The sequence below is a fragment of the Nostoc sp. genome (genome assembly GCF_036919675.1).
In the GTDB taxonomy this organism is placed as follows: domain Bacteria; phylum Cyanobacteriota; class Cyanobacteriia; order Cyanobacteriales; family Nostocaceae; genus Nostoc.
Genome location: NZ_JBALCP010000047.1, coordinates 16,190 through 37,173, shown reverse-complemented (window position 1 = coordinate 37,173; position 20,984 = coordinate 16,190). Strand labels below are relative to the sequence as shown.

Below are 20,984 nucleotides of genomic sequence, written 5' to 3'. Positions count from 1 at the left end.
AAGGTTGATTTTTGAGTGAATGTCTCAACTGACAACTCTAGAAAAAAAAGCCACCCTCTACTCTAGGGTGGCAAAACTTATTACTTTTAGTTGAATACGACTCTTAATTAAGCATCGTAGTATAGGTAAAACTCGTAAGGATGAGGACGCAGCTGCAACTGCTTGACTTCGTTACTTAGTTTGTAATCAATCCAATTTCCGATAAAGTCTTCCGTGAAGACGCCTGATTCTGTCAAGAAGGCGTGATCTTTTTCCAGTGCTTGCAACGCCAGTTCCAAAGAACCTGGAGTTGAAGGAACCTTTGCCAGTTCTTCTGGAGAGAGTTCATAGATATTCTTATCTAAGGGTTCACCAGGATGGATTTTGTTCTTAATGCCATCAAGACCAGCACAAAGCATTGCAGCAAATGCCAAGTATGGGTTAGAAGTAGCATCTGGACAACGGAATTCTAAACGCTTGGCTTTGGGGTTAGTTCCAGATAGAGGAATACGAATAGAAGCAGAACGGTTCCCTTGGGAGTAAGCCAAGTTCACAGGAGCTTCATAACCAGGTACTAGGCGCTTGTAAGAGTTGGTGCTGGGATTGGTAATTGCCAACAGCGCTGGTGCGTGTTTCAGAAGGCCACCAATGTAGTACAACGCCATATCGCTCAAACCAGCATACTTATCACCTGCAAACAGAGGTTGGCCGTCTCTCCAGATGGATTGGTGACAGTGCATTCCCGAACCGTTATCGCCAAAAATCGGTTTTGGCATGAAGGTGACGGTTTTACCGTATTTCTTAGCAACATTCTTGATGACATATTTATAAATCATCAACCAGTCAGCCGCTTCGATCAACTTCCCAAACTTGAAACCAAGTTCGCACTGACCACCAGTAGCAACTTCGTGATGATGCTTTTCAATAGGTACACCTAATTGTGCCATCGTCAACAGCATTTCTGTGCGGATGTCTTGGAAAGAATCCGTTGGTGAAACTGGGAAGTAACCTTCTTTGAAGCGTGGTTTGTAACCCAAGTTGGGTTTTTCAACTGTACCGAGTTTGCCGGAATTCCAAGCACCTTCTTCGGAGTCTAAGAAGTAATAACCTTCGTTAGCAGTTTGTGCAAACCTAGCACTGTCAAAGATAAAGAACTCAGCTTCAGGGCCAAAGAAGGCTGTGTCACCAAGACCAGTGGAAACCAAGTAATCTATTGCTTTTTGGGCAATAACGCGTGGGCAACGATTGTACCATTCACCCGTGCGGGGTTCTTTAATACTACATATTATACTTAGTGTTGGGACTTCCATAAATGGGTCGATCCAAGCAGTGTTGGGGTCGAGTACCATCGTCATGTCCGATTCGTTGATCGCTTTCCAACCCCGGATGCTGGAACCGTCAAAAGGTACGCCATCAGTGAATGCAGTCTCATCGATTTGGTCTTGATACAGTGTGAGGTGCTGCCAAGTCCCTACTGTATCGATGAATTTAAGATCAATCAGTTGAATTTTATCATCTTGAATTCTCTTCAAGACTTCTTGCGGTGTTGTCATTGTTACTCCTTCTCTACCAATTTCCTAAAGTAATACCAGAATCTTCCAAAGCATCCTAACCCTGCTGATCTCAATCAAGCCGTGACACACCAGAAATATCTTAAATACTAGCCATTAGGGGATTTTGTAGCTTATGTTACAGATATCTGGATTCTCAGGTTATATTAACCTTTCGGCGATCATGTGTACAAAACTGGAAAGTTCATCACATAGGGGTCAACTTTGGCATAGAATCCTTAAATAGTGGATAGATTGTTTTTGTGCCGAATCTATTTTTAATAGCACAAAAATTTAATGGTGCATAAGTGCAGCCAAATAAATATCAAACCATAAATAGCAATGATTGGGAGAAAAAGGAATGCGCGATGCGGTAACAAGTTTAATTAAGAATTATGACTTAGCTGGTCGGTATTTTGACCGGAATGCGATCGATAGCCTGAAGTCTTACTTTGACAGTGGTACAGCAAGAGTACAAGCTGCGGCGGCGATAAATTCTAATGCATCTGCACTTGTCAAGCAGGCTGGTTTAAAGTTATTTGAAGAACTGCCAGAATTGATTCGCCCCGGTGGAAATGCTTATACAACCCGTCGTTATGCAGCTTGTCTGCGGGATATGGACTACTATCTGCGCTATGCCACCTATGCGCTGGTTGCTGGGAACACGAATGTGTTGGATGAACGAGTGCTACAAGGGCTGCGGGAAACTTACAATTCTCTAGGAGTGCCTATTGGGCCTACGGTTCGCGGTATCCAAATTCTCAAGGATCTGATTAAAGAACAGGTGACAGCCGCAGGTGTGGTTAATTCTAACTTTGTGGATGAACCCTTTGATCACATCACACGCGAGTTGAGCGAGCAGGATATTTAGATTTTAAGTGGGCAAGGTGGCTGCCCCGACATAAACATAAATAGCGATCGCACTTTGGTTTTATGGAGCGATCGCTTTTTTAATAAACCCTACCACGCATTGAGAAGGGCTTTACCCAAGTTTTCGCTGCCGCATGGCAGGCAACATCAGACCGACATAACCAACGATCCCTTATACCTTGCCTATGGGGGTAGAGAACTTTACGTAGATATTGGAGCAGAAAGAGCTACCATCGCTGCTGAGAGGGATAATCAAAAGTTTTCTGAGTCCTTCTCCAGTGAGTGATCTCCAGGAAGCTGTGGGACAGTATGAAATTTATCGCAGCGTGCTGAAAGAAGTAGAACCAAAACGCCAACTTTATTTAGCAATTCTACTTATATGTAGAACTCTTGTTTTGCTCTTCACTTTTCCTTTTCGAGCAACTGGCTAGCAGCGATCGCTTCCCTGAGCCTTGTCTCCCTAGTAATAGTGGCTGTGACACCTTCCGTGGTGAAGGAAGCCAAAGAGGGACGCTCCGCTCCCCTCTAATTGGAATGTCTGAACCGTGACACCTCTGTTGCCAATACCAAAGGCAAGAAAAGCGTAGCTGTAACCGTCCGTCAAGTACCTGTGCGAAACAAGCTTTCACTAGCCCTGGAGTAACAACAGATGCGATCGCTCTTTCACCATCGCTTCATGAGCAAAAAAAACATCATGTTGACCCCCAATATCTGGATAATAGTGAAGGTATTGGAAAATCCCTTTTTGTGTATCGGAATAATTAAGAAACTTTATTTAAAAAAGTCAGCCATAATTAATTATTAACTCATACTTAGATTATAAATATTGCTGTACAAAGTAGAGATACATCTGTGTAACTTTAGTGATAAGATTAATTCTAAATAATCAGCCTATATCGGATATTTTAGTGAAACGCGACTCCATTTATTACCAAATTTTTAAGCGTTTTCCTGGATTAATTTTTAACTTGTTGATTACCGTCCTGAACAGGCGCAGAAGTATCGATTTGAGTCGGTTGAGGTGAAAGAAACTGCCTTTGGCATTGATGGGGTCTTTTTACCTCCAGAGGGTGCAACACCCAGGATTATCTTTTTTGCAGAAGTTCAGTTCCAGAAAGATGAAGCTCTCTATCATCGCTTCTTTACTGAGTCGATGATGTATTTGAACCGGAATCAATCTCAATACGATGACTGGTACTGCGTGGTAATTTTTCCATCACGTAGTTTGGAACCTAGCGATACAAGAACTCATCGATTATTTTAAACAGCGACCAAGTGCAGCGAATTTATCTGGATGAGTTAGGTACTCCCAATCAACAGCCAATAGGCATCAATTTAATGCAGTTGACAATTGCCTCAGAGAAAGCGATGGCGGAGCAAGCAAAGCAATTGATTGAGTGGGTACAATTAGGAGAAACAGGAACACTGGCGAAAAACGAAATAATAGATATTATTACCACTATTGCAGTTTATAAGTTTTCTTCGTTGAGTAGAGAGGAAGTAGAAGAAGGTCGTTATGAGCCAGAAGAATTAGAAAAGCTGATTAACCGAGAAGAAATTATCAATCGTGCTTTGACTTTAATTTTACCAGGAGAGTCTAGTTAATTGGCTAAACAGCGACTCGACACACTATTAGTAGAGCTAAATTTATGTTCTTCTCGCGCCTTAGCACAGCGGTTAATTCAGGCGGGGGAAGTTACTGTTAATCAGCAGGTAGTTGATAAGTCTGGTACAGAAGTTGATATTTTAGCTCAAATAAATATTAAGGAGCGATCGCCTTTTGTTTCTAGAGGCGGTGAAAAACTCTCCAAAGCTTTGTCAGTATTTACCATTCCCGTAGCAGAGCGCATTTGTTTAGATGGTGGGATTTCTACTGGTGGTTTTACTGATTGTCTCTTGCAAGCTGGAGCAAAAAAAGTTTACGGAATTGATGTTGGTTACGGACAAGTTGACTGGCGGTTGCGAAATGATTCGCGGGTAATTTTGCGGGAACGCACCAATTTACGGCAACTACGACCAGATGAGTTATATGGCAAGGATGACCCGATTCCTGATTTGGCTGTTGTCGATGTATCGTTTATTTCTTTAACTAAGATTTTGCCTGCTTTGTGGCAACTAACTCAAGCTAACCGAGAAGCTGTATTGTTAGTCAAGCCACAGTTTGAAGTCGGCAGATCCCGTGTAGGTAAAAAAGGCGTTGTGCGTGATCCAAACGACCAAGCTGATGCTATTTTCCAGGTGTTGCAAGCAGCCCACGAATTAGGATGGAAATACAAAGGCTTAACTTGGTCGCCGATCACTGGCCCGGCTGGGAATATCGAATATCTTTTGTGGTTGGAAATGGAAAGTGAAATACCACCACCTAATTTAGAGGCAGTTAAGCAAATAACGCAATCAGCAACAACTGATTTACGGAAAAGTTAAACGTCGTAGATGAGACATTCTACGGAACCTGGATGGGTATCGCAGTAATTTTCTAGAGAGGTTTTCTTTTGTTTTGCTTGTTGTTGATCAGCTTTCTCAGCTTGCAACTCTTCCACAATGTCCCAGGCTACGGCACAATCTGCAGAATTACTGCCATCTTGCTCACAAGTTGTGCGGGCTTCAGTAATGGCTTCAGTAATGGCTTCTTCAAGATTTGCCGCCCCAGCAGTTTCAAATGAGTTTAGGCTAGTTGTCATGATCCTTTACCTTTAGTTTATAGAGATAGATGTTAAGTGTGAGCTTTCAATGACCTCAGAAAGCTCATATTTCCAGTTTAGATAGGCTTCCCACAACAGGCGGTAGTAAACACCGTCATCTTTTTCGCAAAATTGAGTGGGAATTACCCTATTGTCATCTTTGATTCAAAAAGGTAGGAAAATTCCACTACTTGTGGTCATTAATAGAGATGGTCATGTTTTCAATCTTGCATCCCAAATTGGGAATGTCAGTCAATTGTCATAAGAGCTTGATAGAAGTTGATAAATACTTATAAACGGCAACAAACGGGAAACAATTTTTATTTATTCTCAATATTTTATCCCTAATTCTTGTCGCAGACGATACAGAATTGTGTTCTGGTCAACTTGAGATAGAATTTCTTGAATGACGCTGCTAGCGCCCAACTGACCCCAAGTGCAGCCTTTTTCGAGATACACTTGGGCAGCTTTGCCAACGGAGTATGCTCCATAACCGGCAATACCAGCTTGAGCGATCGCACTGCCAGCAAAGGCAGTAATATTGCTGGGATTGTCACCACTGGTGATTGCAGCCGTACTCTTACCCAAACCTAAAAGAAAACTACTACCTAATTCTCCCAGCAACAAGCCACCGGAACTAAATAAAATTGTTTTTAAAATTTTTCCAGCTTCATAGCTAGTCATCGGCAAACCATACAACCTAGCTAGAGCGCGAATTAAAGCTAAATCGGCAACAGTTCCGCCAAGGATATCTAAGAAGGCGATGGGATTGAGCATTACTGCCAAAGCTTTGTATTTGGTAAATTGCCAGATGATATCTTCGGCTTCTTGTTCGCGTAAGTCGATGGTTTTTTGAGCGATCGCGGCTTCTGCATCCCTTGCTTGGATTAGTGCATTTAAAGCCAGAAGCGATCGCCCTTCTCGATTGAGAATATTCAGAATTGTCTCTTTTAGTTCATCTACTTGCGGTGGTGGTGTCTCCCATTCATCACTGACACGTCCATCAGGCCACTCAACCCGTACTTCCATTGGTGCTGGTTCCGCCGCCACCATGACAATTTCATCAGGTAGTAGAGGCTTTGCTTGAGGATGTCCTGCACCGAGTTGTTGTAAATTTTGGTAAATCGCTCCCTGGTCTGTATCTGGATAAAGGTCTATCTTGTTAAACACCAAAATCAAGGGTTTTTGTGCTTGACGCAATTCCAGCAGTGCCTGATATTCAGTGCGCGTGATATCACCAGACACGACAAACAAAATCAAATCCGCCTGATGTACCACAACTCGTGCCATGTCCGCCCGTGACTCACCCTCAATTTCATCTAATCCAGGGGTATCAATTAACTCTACTAGTACCTTACCCCCTGGCTGCCAACGCACGGAACGCGGCCATTGAGTGACACCGTTCAGGGGCCCAGTTTGCAGAATCTTGTCTCCCAGCAAGGCATTTAAAACTGCTGACTTACCACGACTCACCAAACCAAAAGCAGCAATTCTAATAACGCTAGAGTCCAGCTTGTTAAGTGTGGAGTTCAAAGCTTCCAATTCCGGTTTCACTAAACCTGCCAATTCTGGGTTAGATGAAAGCTGTCCTGACTTGCGAAGATATCCATACCAAGACAGCACTTGCCTGAGACTGGCGCGGGCACGATTTAAGTGAGTTTCTTGCAGATTACGCACGAAGTTAGGTTGATTTAAGGTTGGACAAACAACAGGCTATATATCCATTTTGATCTAATTCCACCAGATGCTCAAAAAATGCTCAAACTGATCAGGGAATCAGAGTACTATCCTCAGCATAAACCCCTCCACAAGTGTTCTACTTACAAAAGGGGTATTATATACCTTATTTAGTTTACAGACCCTCGCCTGGGCCTCCTAGAGGAGTGCTGTTATTTGGATCACTCACTATAGTAATCCGATTTGATTGCGTGAAAAAATCTAAGTATATGTAGGGGAGCCAGCCGTGTGGGCGGGTTTCCCGACTTGAGCGGACTGGCGTTGTGTTACGGCTGACGTAACGCACCGAAACCCTCGGGTGGTGCGTTAGCCTACGGCATAACACAACGCCAGTTGCTACAACGGAGGGAACCTCCCTTCGGGTTCGCCAGTCACCTACGGCGGGAAACCCGCCTACAGCGCTGGACTCACCGCAACGCACTGGCTCCCCTACGTGTATTTCAAAAATCAAATATGAGTCCTATATCTTGTTTTTGTTCTTTTTTTCGTTTTCCAAATCTTTTTCAACTTTAGATTTCAAATCATTCAACTCTAAAAGAACCAGTGGTTTTATAAAGTCTATAGCTTTTAGGGCAAGCTCTCTACCTTTCACTGAATCTTCTACATTGGTTATACTTAACTATGTCTGCCCTGAAAGAAGCTTATTGATTAATTCCTGCTGTTGCTGTAGCTGCTCTTTCAGTAGGTTTATCTCTGACTGCTGCACCTGCTGACTAGTGGTAACTGGAAGTTCAGGGTTAATTTGCATAGCCCTATCAGTTATATCCTGATAATGTTTTTGGCTTACCATCTCACCATGCCCACACCAAGCAGAAACTATTTTCTCATCTCTGCCTAAATCAAATATTTGGTGAGTAATAAATGTATGCCTGGTGTTGTAGGGTTTAAGGTATTTACTAAGCTTACCTTGCTTTATCAGTAGAGGAATAATCCCTTTATTACCATACGCCCCACTCCAGACTGCATGGAAAGTTGTACTTAGTATTATCTTACCTGTCTTTGATTTAAATACTATTTCATTTGCTTTACCTTGAGGGATTGATTTTAGAAGGCTCCATAATTCCCCATCTTTAGGTAAAGGGAAGCGTCTAATTACACTTTGATTTCCCTTTGCTGTTTTTGTCGGGTAAAAACCTTTAGTCATTCTATCGTAGGTGCGTCTGATTAAAATCTCTTCACTATCCCACTTAACATCACCCCACATAAATGCAACTGCTTCACCTGTACGCACTCCAGTTAGGAACTTAAACTTGATGAAGTTATACCAGTGCTTTGTCTGCTTGATGCTTTCAAGGATAATTAATACCTCATCCCAGCTATAGGATTTTGATCTATCTAAAATATCATCATCACTTTCTGTTTCTACCTCATTTTGTTTTTTACCTTTTGCACCTAACTGTTTTATTTCATCTGACATACCATCAAAAGGATCGTAATTTATCAACTGACATTTTATGGCAAATCTATAAGCTTTTGATAAATGACTAATTAGCTTTTTAACAGCAGGTAAGTTTCTATTTTCAACCAACCAATTTCTAATTTTTACTGCATCTTCAGCTTTTGTAGCTTCTATTGCTGACTTAAGGAAATTAGTAAAAGTTTCACTAAAAGCTTTAGCATAAGTTGTTTCCTTTAACCCTGGTTTTATACTTTCACAATACCTATCCCAAATCTCCATCAGAGATAACTCACGTTTAGGTGGTAATTGGTCTTCTGAGGTTAAAGTACTCTTCCCTAACTTCAGATTTGATCTTAAGCCATACTTCTTTAAAATATCCTGATAGTGCCCCAAGTTGAAGTTCCCTTGACCATCATCAAGCTCCCCATCCTCAAGTTCTGTTTGTAATTTCCGTTGTAGCTTACTAGCTATATACTCCCACCCATTTCCCAGAGGAATACCTGTTGCCAGCTTTATTTGGCTCTTGTTACAGTAGTTTCTAGGGAAGCAAGCTTTGACTACCCCTGAATCAACCCGAACTGTGACTTGCCCCTTTTTAGCCTTACCACTGGGTGTTTTAAGGTTATTTATCATAATGCTCAAATTAGGTAAAATTAGTTCCAAAGTGAACGTAATATGTGGCGGTAGCCTGCGGCAAGCCACTACGTGTCTACGGTAAATTAAGCTTTTTGGCGGTTTTTGCGTAAGTCCTAACATAGTTAGGTTTATTTGTGCCTACCTACTTAATTTCCAGACTGTTAGCCGTTTTGTCAAATTAGGCAATTGTTCAGAAGAGTTTGCATAAGCTGCGTAGCAGATTGATTGTATAAATGGTGAGTTAACTACCAGATTTGATCAGAAAGCCTTTGAACAAGGTGCGGTTAAAGGTAAACTAAAAACAGTACCATTAATGTTGGTTGGCAGCAGGGTTGAGTATAAAGCAAGTAGCATCGGCTTTAGATTTGAGTGTCGAAGAAATCAGACAAGTAACACAAAGTCAGCCTTGAAAAGGATGCGGTAAGTTTTATGCGTGAGTAAGGCGAAATTTTGTTTGCGCCCTTGAAACTTGACTCACGACGAATTTATAGTTAATTTTTGTTAATATTGGAAGCGGTGTTAGTACTTCGTCCTCAACCACCCACTCCCTACCTGAGAGAAACTTAATGCTGCGATTAGAACATATAAGTAAAATTTATCCCACAGGCGAAGTTCTCAAAGATATCAACTGGGAAGTTAAACCAGGCGATCGCATTGGCTTAGTCGGTGTCAACGGTGCGGGAAAATCCACCCAACTCAAAATCATCTCTGGGGAAATTGAACCCACCGCTGGCGAAATCATTCGTCCCAACAGCTTACATATAGCCTACCTCAACCAAGAGTTTGAAGTAGACCCCAGCCGCACGGTTAGAGAAGAATTTTGGACTGTCTTCAAAGAAGCCAACGAAGTACAGTTGTCTCTGGCACACGTACCACAAGAGATGGAAACGGCTAACCCAGAAGAACTGGATCGACTGATCGACAAGTTGGATCGCTTGCAGCGCAAATTTGAAGCCTTGGATGGCTACAACTTAGATGCACGCATCGGGAAAATCTTACCAGAGATGGGGTTTGGGCTAGAAGATGGCGATCGCCTCGTCAGTGCCTTCAGTGGTGGTTGGCAGATGCGGATGAGTTTAGGTAAAATTCTTTTGCAAAAACCCGACTTGTTGCTGCTGGATGAACCGACTAACCACCTGGATTTAGAAACCATTGAGTGGTTGGAAAATTACCTCAAAGGGCTGATTACGCCGATGGTAATAGTCTCCCATGACCGGGAGTTCCTTGACCGCCTTTGCACCCAAATTGTGGAAACTGAACGTGGTGTTTCGGCAACCTACCTTGGTAACTACTCGGCATATTTGTCACAAAAAGCTGAAAGTCAATCAGCACAACTTAGCGCCTACGAACGCCAGCAGAAAGAATTAGAGAAACAGCAAACCTTTGTTGATAGATTTCGCGCCAGTGCTACCCGTAGTACCCAGGCAAAAAGCCGGGAAAAGCAACTTGACAAAATTGAGCGCATTGAAGCACCCATTGCGGGAGTCAGAACTCTCCACTTCCGTTTTCCGCCTGCACCCCGCAGTGGACGCGAGGTAGTAGAAATTAAAGACTTAACTCATATCTATGATGATAAGATTTTGTTTTTGGGAACGAATCTTCTAATTGAAAGAGGCGATCGCATTGCATTTCTTGGCCCCAACGGTGCTGGGAAATCTACCCTTCTGCGCGTGATTATGGGTATGGAACAACCCACAGAAGGTAGCGTGAATTTAGGCGATCACAACGTTCTTCCTGGTTACTTTGAGCAAAATCAAGCTGAAGCCTTGGACTTGAAAAGAACTGTCATGGAAACTATCCATGATGAAGTTCCCGATTGGGATAATCAAGAAGTCCGCACGCTTTTGGGACGGTTTTTATTCACTGGTGACACTGTATTTAAGGCAGTTGGGGCATTAAGTGGAGGAGAAAAAGCTCGTCTGGCGTTGGCAAAAATGCTCTTACGTCCCGCGAACTTACTAATTTTAGATGAGCCGACAAACCATCTAGATATTCCAGCGAAAGAAATGCTGGAAGAAGCGCTAAAAAATTATGATGGTACGGCAATTGTAGTTTCCCACGATCGCTACTTTATTTCTCAAGTAGCAAACAAAATCGTAGAAATTCGTGATGGTGAATTCCGGGTTTACTTAGGAGATTATCATTACTATCTCCAGAAAATTGCCGAAGAAAAAGAACAAGCGAAGTTAGCTGCGATCGCTGCCGAAAAAGCTGCTAAGAAAGCTGCTAAAGCTTCCACAAAAAGGAAATAAGGGGCTGGATACTGTTTTAGTAGTAGTCTGAAACGCTACTACTAAGTAATCACTCCTTATTAGCGATCAAAAACATCACAGAAAAATTACTAAAATTTAAAAAATATTTCAAAAAACTGCAAGTCCTTCATAAAAGAGGTTAATAAGCAAAAATTCACTTGCGGCGTGGATTAGCAGTGGTATCATTCGAGTATTACAAAAAGTAAAGGGCAATTTTACTATGACCAAAGCACCTGTTGCTCCTGTGGTGCTAGTCATTTTAGACGGATGGGGCTACTGCGAGGAAAAGCGAGGAAACGCTATTGTTGCTGCTAAAACTCCAATCGTGGACACTTTATGGGCAGCTTACCCGCATACCCTCATCCACACATCAGGAAAAGCTGTAGGGTTGCCAGAGGGTCAAATGGGCAACTCGGAAGTTGGTCATTTGAACATTGGTGCTGGGCGAGTTGTACCGCAAGAACTTGTACGCATCTCTGATGCAGTCGAAGACGGTTCTATTGCCTTAAACCCAGCACTCGTTAAAATTTGCCAGGAAGTTCGCTCTCGGAATAGCAAGCTGCATCTAGTAGGCCTTTGTTCTGAGGGAGGGGTACATTCGCATATCACCCATCTATTCGGACTACTTGACTTAGCCAAAGACCAGCGAATTCCAGAAGTTTGTATCCACGCTATCACCGATGGTCGTGACACCGCCCCAACTGACGGTGTAAGAGCAATCACACTGCTGCAAGATTATATAGATCGCACAGGAATTGGGCGCATAGTCACCCTCAGCGGTCGCTACTACGCGATGGATCGCGATCACCGCTGGGATCGGGTCAAACGCGCCTACGATGTGATGACCCAAGATAGTGTTGGTAATGGTCTCAAGGCTGTGGAAGTCTTGCAAGCATCTTACGCCCAAGGGGTAAAAGACGAATTTGTCAACCCAATCAGAATTGCTCCTGGCGCAATCGAACCAGGGGATGGGGTGATATTTTTCAACTTCCGCCCTGATCGCTCCAGACAACTGACTCAAGCTTTGGTCAGTCCCACGTTTAACGGTTTTGAAAGACAGCAAATCACACCCCTGTCTTTTGTCACCTTTACGCAGTACGATTCAGACTTACCCGTGGCTGTAGCCTTTGAGCCTCAGAATCTCAGTAACATTCTGGGAGAAGTGATAGCCAATCATAGTCTGAATCAGTTCCGCACAGCTGAAACAGAAAAATACGCCCACGTCACCTATTTCTTTAATGGGGGATTGGAGGAACCTTTTGCTGGAGAAGACCGAGAACTGGTAAGCAGCCCGATGGTAGCGACTTACGATCACGCCCCAGCGATGTCAGCAGCAGCAGTTACAAATGTAGCGATCGCTGCGATTCAAAAGGGTACGTATTCCCTAGTTGTGATTAACTATGCCAACCCAGACATGGTAGGGCATACTGGTCAAATCGAAGCTACCATTACAGCAGTTGAAACAGTTGATCGCTGTTTGGGACGCCTGCTAGAAAGCGTTATCAAAGCCGGCGGTACAACAATGATTACTGCCGACCACGGCAACGCTGAGTATATGCTAGATAAGGGAGGTAATCCCTGGACAGCTCATACCACTAACCCAGTCCCTTTTATCTTGGTGGAAGGAGAGAAAGTCAAAATCCCTGGATATGGTACAAATGTCGAACTGCGAAGCGATGGCAAGCTATCCGACATCGCCCCCACAATTCTAGAGATTTTACAGCTGCCTCAGCCACCAGAAATGACAGGGCGATCGCTGCTGAAAACAGCAGAATATGAGCTGCAACGCACTCGCACCCCCGTGCAAGTAGGGCTGTAAAAGAGTTAGGAGTTAAGAGTGATGAATTAAGTTTTTTTAACTCCTGACTCCTAACTCTGCCGATTTTGAATTTTGGATGAAAGAAAAAATCTAAAATCCAAAATTGAATGAATTCTGTTTTTTGAAACTTTTTATAAATGAGATTCCTACCATGATAGTTACTAATATTGTGCAAGGCATTTGGGCATTTTCCGCCACTGGTTTGATTATCTTGGTTTTACTGCATAGCCCCAAAGGTGATGGCATTGGAGCCATTGGCGGACAAGCTCAGTTATTTAGCAGTACCAAGAGTGCAGAAAACACCTTAAACCGAATTACTTGGGCATTGACAGTAATTTTTCTCGGTTTAACAGTAGTTTTAAGTGCTGGTTGGCTACCTAAATAAGGATAGGTTAATGGGGAAAATAACCCAACACCCGATACTTAACACCCTAATAAATTTAATTTCACGGCGGTTAATTACAGCTCTTGCCTTGTTTATTGGCACAGGGCTGTTAATCATTTTTACAAATCTCCAGTCGAGCAATGGGTTTACAATAATACCAAAATCTGTATATTTAGGCTTCATAATCTCTCTCCCTCCCTCATCTTCCCCAAAACCCCATCCTTTACCGCCCACACTTATACAGTGGCAAGATAGCACTAACAGCGGTGACTACTTTTCCCAAATCACAACAACCCAAGTTGGTTATTTGGTCTGGTCACAATTTCCCGTTCGAGTTTACGTAGAACCACCAAAAGCCATCAGTGAAAAACAAGCTCAAGCATGGGTTAAAGGTGTCTTGCAGGGTGTGCAAGAATGGAGTACTTATTTGCCTTTGACAGTAGTCGAGCAGCCAGAAATTGCTGATATTACAATTGTGCGAAAAGCGCCACCTCTACAAATTTCCCCTGGTAGTAATATACCCCGGGCGCGATCGGCCCAAACTACTTACGAGTTATACACCAGCAACAAACTTTTATCCCACCGCTTCACCATCTTTTTAAGCCCCAGTCAAACAGGTGAGTATCTCATTGCTGCTATCCGCCACGAATTCGGTCATGCGCTGGGAATTTGGGGTCATAGTCCGCTACAAACTGATGCGCTATATTTTTCTCAAGTTCGTAACCCGTCGCCTATTTCTGCCAGAGATATAAATACTTTAAAGCGGGTTTATGAACAGCCAACCAGTTTAGGATGGTCTTTAGTGGATAATTCAAAGATTAATTGAGCGATAGGTAAATTGGAAAATGTTGGCCTTTCCTATAATCTATGACTGTTAAAAAACTCCTGCTCCAAAAAATTGAATTCTCCCCAGACTCTCTTCTAGAAGAAACTAAGGTTTTGTTCGGGCAACAGATTTGTGAAGCAATAGATATATGTTCGGCACCACTTTCCATCTTCTAGCTGCTCTAAATCAGGGATATTTCTCAACTTTATCTGACTTGCGTCATACTTCATATCGTGAACTCTAGATATCTTGTAAAACTGGTAAGAGAATTCTTAGTCAGGTATCTCTATTTTACCCGATCGCATTGATGGCCATCTGAGAATTTACAGTGCGATCGCACTTTTTCCCTTTCCCTATGCCCTGCGACTTAGTGGTAGAGGTCGCTGTGCTAAAACTTCCTTATAAAGTTCTTCCAGTAGAGTAATATTCTTACTGAGGGTATAGCGGTCTAATACACGCTGTCTGGCTTTTTGCCCTAGTAAGGTTGTTAACTCTGGATGGTCTTGCAACACTGGCAAGAGTGTTCTCAATTGCGTTCGCGCTGTTTTGGTACTAATAACTACACCTGCGCCCTTTTCCAATACTTCTCCATCTGCACCCACGTCTGTTGCTAAACAAGCCAGCCCACATGCCATTCCTTCTAACAGAGATAGGGACAAACCCTCTACTAATGAAGGCAAAACAAATACATCTGCGCCCCGCAAAATTTCGATGCGTCGGTATTCATCAGCGATAAATCCCAACCAAATAATGCCGTACTCTGAGCCAAAAAACGGCTCTAAGGAAGACTTCAAAGGACCGTCGCCAACAATTAGCAACTTACTACCAAGCCCCATTGCAGACTGCTTCCAAGCCCGGAGGAGGGCTTCGACATTTTTCTCTGGCGCTATTCGACCCTGATAGACAAACAAGCGTTCGGCTTTAAATTCTGCTTTGACTTTAGAAAGTCCCGGAGAATACTTGGCGGTATCAACACCGTTGGGAATTACGGCAATATTTTCTTCTCTCACGCCCATCCGTGCCAATAATTCTCGCTGAATTTGGGAAAATACAATCACGCGATCATAGTTAACTAAAAAAGGCGCGTAGAGCTGATAAGCCAAAAGTTGTGTTCCCGATATCAGCTTTGCCCCCTTGCCAGCAAACGGTGTATGAAAAGTGGCAATTAGGGGCAACCTCAGTTCCTCACAGATTTCCGGTAGAAGAAAGTCTAAAGGAGATAGCGTCAAGGAAGCATGGACTATATCTGGCTTGATTTCCCGCAGCGACTCCGTTAAAACTTTGGTGGCTTTAAAAGTGGGAATTGTATAAACCTGGGACTTGTAAATGAAAGGGAGGGAAACCTCTCGAAGATTTGGCCAATTGTCAGGTTCAGACTCTTCCTGGGCGAAGTGAAGAAAGCTAACTTGATGTCCCCTATCTAGCAAGGCATTTGTAATTTCTCGACTGTAGGTGACATTCCCGCAAAAGGGTGATTTTTTTCCAATCCAGGCTATACGCATTCTTTATTTAGCTATAAGAAAAGCGGGTTTAATCTATTACTTGTGTGTCCTTTGTGATTTTTATTTTATCTAGCTATACTTGCTGGTTTTTTTAGTTATTACAAATTTCCACCACAATATAGTTTAAACAGCCTATTTTAAGCTGATTAAACCAGTGGATTTATGGCTTTATTTATTCTACTTATAAGTTGTTAATTTATGATATTTAAACAACTTATTCTGACTAATATCAGATTGATATCCCGCAAGTATGTGATAAATTTTCACTGACCACAGTTTACCATGAACACAAAAGCTTTCAGGAAATTAGTAATTACTTCAAGGTAATGAATAATAACTCCTGTTAGCTGATAACTACTTATGTGAGTTATACCAGGTTAATATACCTCCTGAAAAGACGATCGCTGCTAATCCTAAAAAAACTACCTGTAATCCCAGAAAGGTTTCTGCTACACCTGCTAATGCCAAAGGTAAGGAGAGAGCGATATTAATTACATTGTTCTGCAAGCCAAAGACTTTACCACGCATTTCTGGAGGTGTTTCTGTTTGGATCGCTGTTTGCATGGGAATACCCACTAGCGCCCCAAAGATACCTAATAGCGCCACCAGCAGGAGTATTAGCCACAGTTGGGTTGTAAATATTGATAGACCAATCAGGGATGCTGCCATGCCCATACAACCACACAAACTTAGTTGGGTATAGGAGAAGCGTTGACCAAATTGACCGAGAATTGTTGCTCCAGCAGCGATGCCAACACCGCCAGATGCTAGTAAAAAGCCGAATTGAGAGGCTTTCATGTTAGGAATTATTTCTGCCATGCGAACGGCTAGAACAGTTAATGCTGCAAAGACAGAAAACAAGATAATCAGCTGAAGCAAAGCATTGCGGACGCGATGATTTGCTTTGAGATAGGCAAAACCATCCCGCAAGTCAGAGAATACGTGAGGGAATTCTGTATCGGGGTCGTGGTGTTTTTCCTTCGTTGCCAAGAGGAATAAAATTATTCCTGCGATCGCATAACTACCACCTACTAAAAGTTCTTTGCCCAAACTACCATTACCACCAATTTGCAGCCAAAGTCCATCAGCGATCGCTAACAATGGTTCCCCGACAGCAAACCCAACAATCACCGATGCCATCATCGTTGTGGTGTAAAGCGAATTTGCCGAGAGCAAATGCTGTTCTTCTACCACTAAGGGAATTGCCGCCTGTTCTGCCGGTGCAAAAAACTGCGTCAGTGTGGAAACGAAAAAAGTCACACACAGGATGATCAAAAAACCCACTGGCAATGCTCCTATGGGTTTCCACTCATGAGTTAACCACAGCAGGAAGGGAATTGACAAAACCAGGATGCCGCGCCAAATATTCGTTGCCACCAGCACAGCCTTTTTCGACCAGCGATCAACAAATACACCAGCAACGGAACCAAACAATACGGCTGGAATAGTAAAAGCCATCATCAAGACTGATACCCAACCACTAATACTCTGATTACTTGCTTGAAACTGAGTATTAATCAAGGCAATCATCAGCACCAAATAAACTTTATCTGCTAGTTGGGAGAAAACTTGACCACCCCAAAGAGCCAGGAAATTAGGGTTTTTTAATACAGGCAAAAACCCTTTCTGTTTGACATTTCCTAAAACAGCTTCTGGACCTGAACCAGAGCCATCTAATTTCGGTGGTTCTTTTTCTGGGGGAGAAGTTGCTGGCAAACTTTGCCCGTTGCTATCTACCTCAGCAGTAGTTGACTTTTCCTCAGATTGTATTTCTGATTGACTTGGAACATCTGTTTTTGGGATCTCCTCTGTCCAAGTTTGATCGTTTTTAGAAACGTCTTTTGGGGACATTTCTTGGCTATTGATTTGACTAGGTGTACACTTGGAAACGGCACTCAAGTGATTCTTGACTGGAGGATCTAATGCCCCATTCTGTTTTTTGACAAGACTTGGTGACAAAGGCAGGATTTTTTTATCCAAATCAGACGGTTGCATCATGGTTGGCAGCAAAATAAGAGTCGATCAAGGTAGCAGAGCGAATAGGGCGACCTAATTGATACTGAGCATACTGGCGCAAAATCTTCTCAACAGATAACCAGTTATGATCTCTAGCACCATCAATTTGCATTATCTCTGGTTGTGACAGATGTTGAAGCAAAGCCAATTCCATAGCACCCGGACGACTAGAAATCACAGGTATTTCTTGCCGATGCACAACAACTGTTTGGGAGCCAGGTTTTGGAGGTGATGGGATAATGGGGTGATTGGGTGATGGAGAAAAAGATGAATTTCTTTGTATCCCCCTCTCCCTCTCTCCCTCTGTTCGCAAACGTTCCCAAACTTCTAAGCAAACCGCTCCACCCGCAGGAATGCTAAATCCTACCTGCCAGTTGGGGTCTGTAAAGTCTGGCTTGAGGGGGCGCCCAGATAGACAACAGATTTGCACTTGCGGTGTTAGTCCTGCTAGGGCTAAAAGATGAAACACCCCATGAGCCAGATGAGCCAAAACACCAGATGCATTTGCAATAGACAACGCCTCCAACCGATGGAGATGTTCATTGAACAACTCATAAAGTTCTTCTTGGGGTTGTTCGCTCAAAGCTTGACACAGGACTATTTCTGCTAAATACTGACTAGCAGCCAATTTTCCCAAATTTTTAGCTAAACCAGGATAAGTTTTTAACGTCTGTGCTTGAGTAATTTTATCAAGCGATCGCCCTTTCGCGATCAATAGTTCATTGACAACAAACATACCACTCCTGCCGCCCAGGCTGGAGTTGTGCTTACGTGCCCCTGGAGCCACTGCTCGAATCAGTCCCAACTCCGGTGTCAAAATCGTCACTATTTTATCTGATTCTCCCAGCACCTGGGTTTTAAGATTAATTCCGGTTGCTTTGTAGGTTCTACTCATTAGTAATTAGTCATTAGCTAATCAATTTGGGATTTGGGACTTCGGCTACGCTCAGTCGAACGATTTTAGATTTTAGATTAACCCCATACCTCAAGGTAGGGGCTTGGGAAAGGAATGCAAGGATTTTAGATTTTAAATTTTTCCATAGTTGAAACTAGTTGCTCTCAAACCAGGTTTAAATTTTGAATCCTCAATCCAAAATCCAAAATTTAAAATCTAAAATTGGTCATTGGTCATTAGGTTAGGACAAAGTACAAATGACTATTCACCCTTTCCCAGGTTATCGCGCTGGCGGAGCAAATCGATACCGCGAGATGTGCCTAATCTAGTAGCACCAGCTACGATTAAGTCTAGGGCTTGATTGATAGTGTGGATACCACCCGAAGCCTTAATTCCCACCCTTTCTTTGGCCAATTCCTGCAAAAGTCGCACATCTGCCACTGTTGCACCACCATTCCAACCTGTACTAGTTTTTAAGAAAGCCGCCCCCGCCTCCATAGCTATTTCAGCAGCTATTTTTTTCTCCGCATCTGTCAACAGGTTGGTTTCCAAAATTACCTTGACAGTTTGCCCAGTCTCTTCACAAATTTCGGCAATTTCCCGGTGGACTTCTTCAGTTTTACCAGCTTTCAACCAGCCCAAGTTCATTGCCACATCCAACTCAGTGGCCCCATTTTCTGCTGCTTCTTGAGCCTCATACAGCTTGACTGCTGAAGTTGTTGCACCAGAGGGAAAACCAATCACCGTACAGACTTTTGGGTTTTTGCCGTGGAGGAGTTCGACTGCTTGTTTGACATAGGCGGGATACAAGCAAACCGCCGCAAAATTGAATCTGTATGCTTCTTCACACCACTGCTTAACCTGTTCTGGAGTAGCCGTTGGCGTTAACAGGGCGTGATCGATAAATGGCGCAATATCAATATCTGCATAGTCTGCTGCCATCGTGTCTTCTGCCAGTAATTGATTATTAAACTTTATAAAAAATTAAAACATTTCTTATATATATATTAAACCACATTTATTACGAGTTTATCCTGAAAACAAACTGCTGACTTATTTTGGATGTCGGCTTTGGAGATTTCCCGGAATTACTGTAAGTGTTTAAGTTGACATTAGGCATAGTAAGCTTAGGAATATCAACAGCATTTTTCACGCCAGTTCTTAAGAAGTCAATAATAGTTTTAGCTAAAGCCTTCGATGCCAAATATGGTACGCCATTACCAATAGTTTTAAACATATTCGTGAGCGACATATTCTCTGGAAGGACAAAATTTGCAGGCAAAGATTGTATGGCTAAGGCTTCCGCCACAGATATTCGCCGGATTTTATAGGGATGCAAATGTACTTCATTATTTCCATAGCAGGCTGTCGGAGAGTAACGCCATCTGTGCAGACGCTTGAAAGACTTTTTAGAATCATCTCCTTCATCAATAGCAGCAAATCTTGTGATCCCTGCCCTTGGTTGAAAACAGTTTTCAGCATTGGGATGCTTCAGCACGTTATTTTTTCTAAACCAGTATTCAACTGTTAATTCTTGAGGGATGCCGTCAGGACAAGGCGTGATGGAATTTTCTTGGAATGGTTCGCACTTTTGCCAAGGATAAGCAAAAACATTTATTTGAGGATATAAAATATGATTTTCCCAAGGAAAATATGTCTCAGTTAGTAAATTTTCACTACCGACTTTTATTCCGATATCCTGGATAAAATTATTTCGGAAACCAATGAGAATAATTCTTTCTCTATCCTGGGGTACACCATATTCGATAGCATTAATTAACTGCTCTGTTAATATATAGCCTGCTTCCAGTAATTGTTGCTTGAGTGATTCAAAAAATAAACGATGCTTTGTCGTTCTCCACAACCCCTTAACGTTTTCAAATAAAAAGAAATCTGGAAGATTGCGGCAAATTAATTCAACGTAAGAAGCGGAAAGCTTGCCATTATCTCCTAAACGCCCTCTATTTTTCCCCCCAATAGAAAAATCAGGACAGGGAGGCCCACCAATGAAGCCCACAATATTATTAGATTTGCGGCAGTCTTGTACTAACTGCCGGAGGTGTTGTGTTTGTAAACCTTCAAGAAGTTGGGTTACGTCTCCTGCTTCTTTGTCATGATACCCGTATTCTGGCAATGGGAGATTGAGAACCTGCCGTGAATAGCGGTATGCTGCCATGAATGAGGAAAAAATTTCATTGACGTAAACAATATTAAAACCACTGGTTTCAAAACCTAAATCTAGGAATCCTGAACCAGCAAAAAAGGAGAAAATACAAGGGCGATCGCTCATTGAATAACTAATATTGTGAAATGGTCTTAATTAATATCGAAAAACATAGAGTTTCTACTTACGCACCAATTAGAAACGAACACTTCAAATAGTGCTCAGGATAGTAAAAAAAATTCACAGATTCCCTAAGTATTTCATATCCAAGTT

17 protein-coding genes and 2 pseudogenes are annotated in these 20,984 nt (G+C 42.6%); 8 read left to right on the top strand and 11 right to left on the bottom strand.

Annotated elements, in window-relative coordinates; all coding sequences use genetic code 11:
* Positions 1-107: 107 nt before the first annotated feature.
* Positions 108-1,532 (bottom strand): type I glutamate--ammonia ligase, encoded by a 1,425-nt coding sequence (glnA, locus tag V7K49_RS09110; RefSeq protein ID WP_335205290.1) that lies wholly within the window; start codon positions 1,530-1,532, stop codon positions 108-110.
* Positions 1,533-1,890: 358 nt separating this feature from the next.
* Between glnA and apcB the strand changes: the two genes are divergently transcribed.
* From apcB to V7K49_RS09095, 4 genes and pseudogenes are all read left to right on the top strand, one after another.
* The gene (apcB, locus tag V7K49_RS09105) at positions 1,891-2,400 is read left to right on the top strand and encodes an allophycocyanin subunit beta (RefSeq protein ID WP_335205289.1); all 510 of its coding nucleotides are present in this window, start codon (positions 1,891-1,893) and stop codon (positions 2,398-2,400) included.
* A gap of 54 nt (positions 2,401-2,454) precedes the next feature.
* Positions 2,455-2,830 (top strand): annotated as a pseudogene (locus tag V7K49_RS34615) (element excision factor XisH family protein).
* A gap of 477 nt (positions 2,831-3,307) precedes the next feature.
* Positions 3,308-3,905, top strand: a pseudogene (locus V7K49_RS09100) (Rpn family recombination-promoting nuclease/putative transposase); the annotation flags it as partial.
* 99 nt (positions 3,906-4,004) lie between these two features.
* On the top strand, positions 4,005-4,823 hold the full coding sequence (locus tag V7K49_RS09095) for a TlyA family RNA methyltransferase (RefSeq protein WP_334865522.1): 819 nt from the start codon (positions 4,005-4,007) through the stop codon (positions 4,821-4,823).
* Here V7K49_RS09095 and V7K49_RS09090 read toward each other — a convergent pair.
* The 5 genes from V7K49_RS09090 to V7K49_RS09070 all read right to left on the bottom strand — a co-directional run bounded on the left by V7K49_RS09090 (position 4,820) and on the right by V7K49_RS09070 (position 8,849).
* Positions 4,820-5,080, bottom strand: coding sequence for a Calvin cycle protein CP12 (locus tag V7K49_RS09090; RefSeq protein WP_334865524.1), 261 nt, complete (start codon positions 5,078-5,080; stop codon positions 4,820-4,822). The two genes, V7K49_RS09095 and V7K49_RS09090, sit on opposite strands and share 4 nt — an antisense overlap.
* 330 nt (positions 5,081-5,410) lie before the next feature.
* On the bottom strand, positions 5,411-6,757 hold the full coding sequence (locus V7K49_RS09085; protein ID WP_335205288.1) for a GTP-binding protein: 1,347 nt from the start codon (positions 6,755-6,757) through the stop codon (positions 5,411-5,413).
* Between the two features lie 175 nt (positions 6,758-6,932).
* Positions 6,933-7,268, bottom strand: coding sequence for a hypothetical protein (locus V7K49_RS09080; protein WP_334865526.1), 336 nt, complete (start codon positions 7,266-7,268; stop codon positions 6,933-6,935).
* Positions 7,269-7,277: 9 nt separating this feature from the next.
* The gene (locus V7K49_RS09075) at positions 7,278-7,409 is read right to left on the bottom strand and encodes a hypothetical protein (RefSeq protein WP_335205287.1); all 132 of its coding nucleotides are present in this window, start codon (positions 7,407-7,409) and stop codon (positions 7,278-7,280) included.
* A 27-nt stretch (positions 7,410-7,436) separates the two neighbouring features.
* Positions 7,437-8,849 (bottom strand): tyrosine-type recombinase/integrase, encoded by a 1,413-nt coding sequence (locus V7K49_RS09070; RefSeq protein WP_335205286.1) that lies wholly within the window; start codon positions 8,847-8,849, stop codon positions 7,437-7,439.
* A 569-nt stretch (positions 8,850-9,418) separates the two neighbouring features.
* On the opposite strand from V7K49_RS09070, the gene V7K49_RS09065 reads away from it, so the two are divergent.
* From V7K49_RS09065 to V7K49_RS09050, 4 genes are all read left to right on the top strand, one after another.
* Complete coding sequence (locus V7K49_RS09065; RefSeq protein ID WP_334865532.1) at positions 9,419-11,104, top strand: ABC-F family ATP-binding cassette domain-containing protein; 1,686 nt, start codon at positions 9,419-9,421, stop codon at positions 11,102-11,104.
* A gap of 220 nt (positions 11,105-11,324) precedes the next feature.
* Positions 11,325-12,923 carry a 2,3-bisphosphoglycerate-independent phosphoglycerate mutase gene (gene gpmI, locus V7K49_RS09060; RefSeq protein ID WP_335205285.1) on the top strand — a complete coding sequence of 533 codons (1,599 nt, stop codon included), beginning with the start codon at positions 11,325-11,327 and terminating at the stop codon, positions 12,921-12,923.
* Positions 12,924-13,074: 151 nt separating this feature from the next.
* The gene (gene secG / locus V7K49_RS09055; protein ID WP_273768523.1) at positions 13,075-13,308 is read left to right on the top strand and encodes a preprotein translocase subunit SecG; all 234 of its coding nucleotides are present in this window, start codon (positions 13,075-13,077) and stop codon (positions 13,306-13,308) included.
* A 10-nt stretch (positions 13,309-13,318) separates the two neighbouring features.
* Entirely contained in the window at positions 13,319-14,134 is an 816-nt protein-coding gene (locus V7K49_RS09050; protein WP_335205284.1) for a peptidase, read from the top strand.
* A 353-nt stretch (positions 14,135-14,487) separates the two neighbouring features.
* On the opposite strand, the gene V7K49_RS09045 is transcribed toward V7K49_RS09050, so the two are convergent.
* From V7K49_RS09045 to V7K49_RS09025, 5 genes are all read right to left on the bottom strand, one after another.
* On the bottom strand, positions 14,488-15,636 hold the full coding sequence (locus V7K49_RS09045; RefSeq protein ID WP_334865538.1) for a glycosyltransferase family 4 protein: 1,149 nt from the start codon (positions 15,634-15,636) through the stop codon (positions 14,488-14,490).
* A gap of 354 nt (positions 15,637-15,990) precedes the next feature.
* Positions 15,991-17,631, bottom strand: coding sequence for an MFS transporter (locus V7K49_RS09040; RefSeq protein WP_335205298.1), 1,641 nt, complete (start codon positions 17,629-17,631; stop codon positions 15,991-15,993).
* The gene (gene recO / locus V7K49_RS09035; protein ID WP_335205283.1) at positions 17,618-18,547 is read right to left on the bottom strand and encodes a DNA repair protein RecO; all 930 of its coding nucleotides are present in this window, start codon (positions 18,545-18,547) and stop codon (positions 17,618-17,620) included. Before recO ends, V7K49_RS09040 begins: the two co-directional genes overlap by 14 nt.
* Positions 18,548-18,808: 261 nt before the next feature.
* A complete protein-coding gene (deoC, locus tag V7K49_RS09030) occupies positions 18,809-19,489 on the bottom strand; it encodes a deoxyribose-phosphate aldolase (protein ID WP_334865542.1) in 681 nt (226 codons plus the stop codon).
* Positions 19,490-19,568: 79 nt separating this feature from the next.
* Positions 19,569-20,837 carry a DNA cytosine methyltransferase gene (locus V7K49_RS09025; protein WP_334865544.1) on the bottom strand — a complete coding sequence of 423 codons (1,269 nt, stop codon included), beginning with the start codon at positions 20,835-20,837 and terminating at the stop codon, positions 19,569-19,571.
* Positions 20,838-20,984 lie beyond the last annotated feature (147 nt).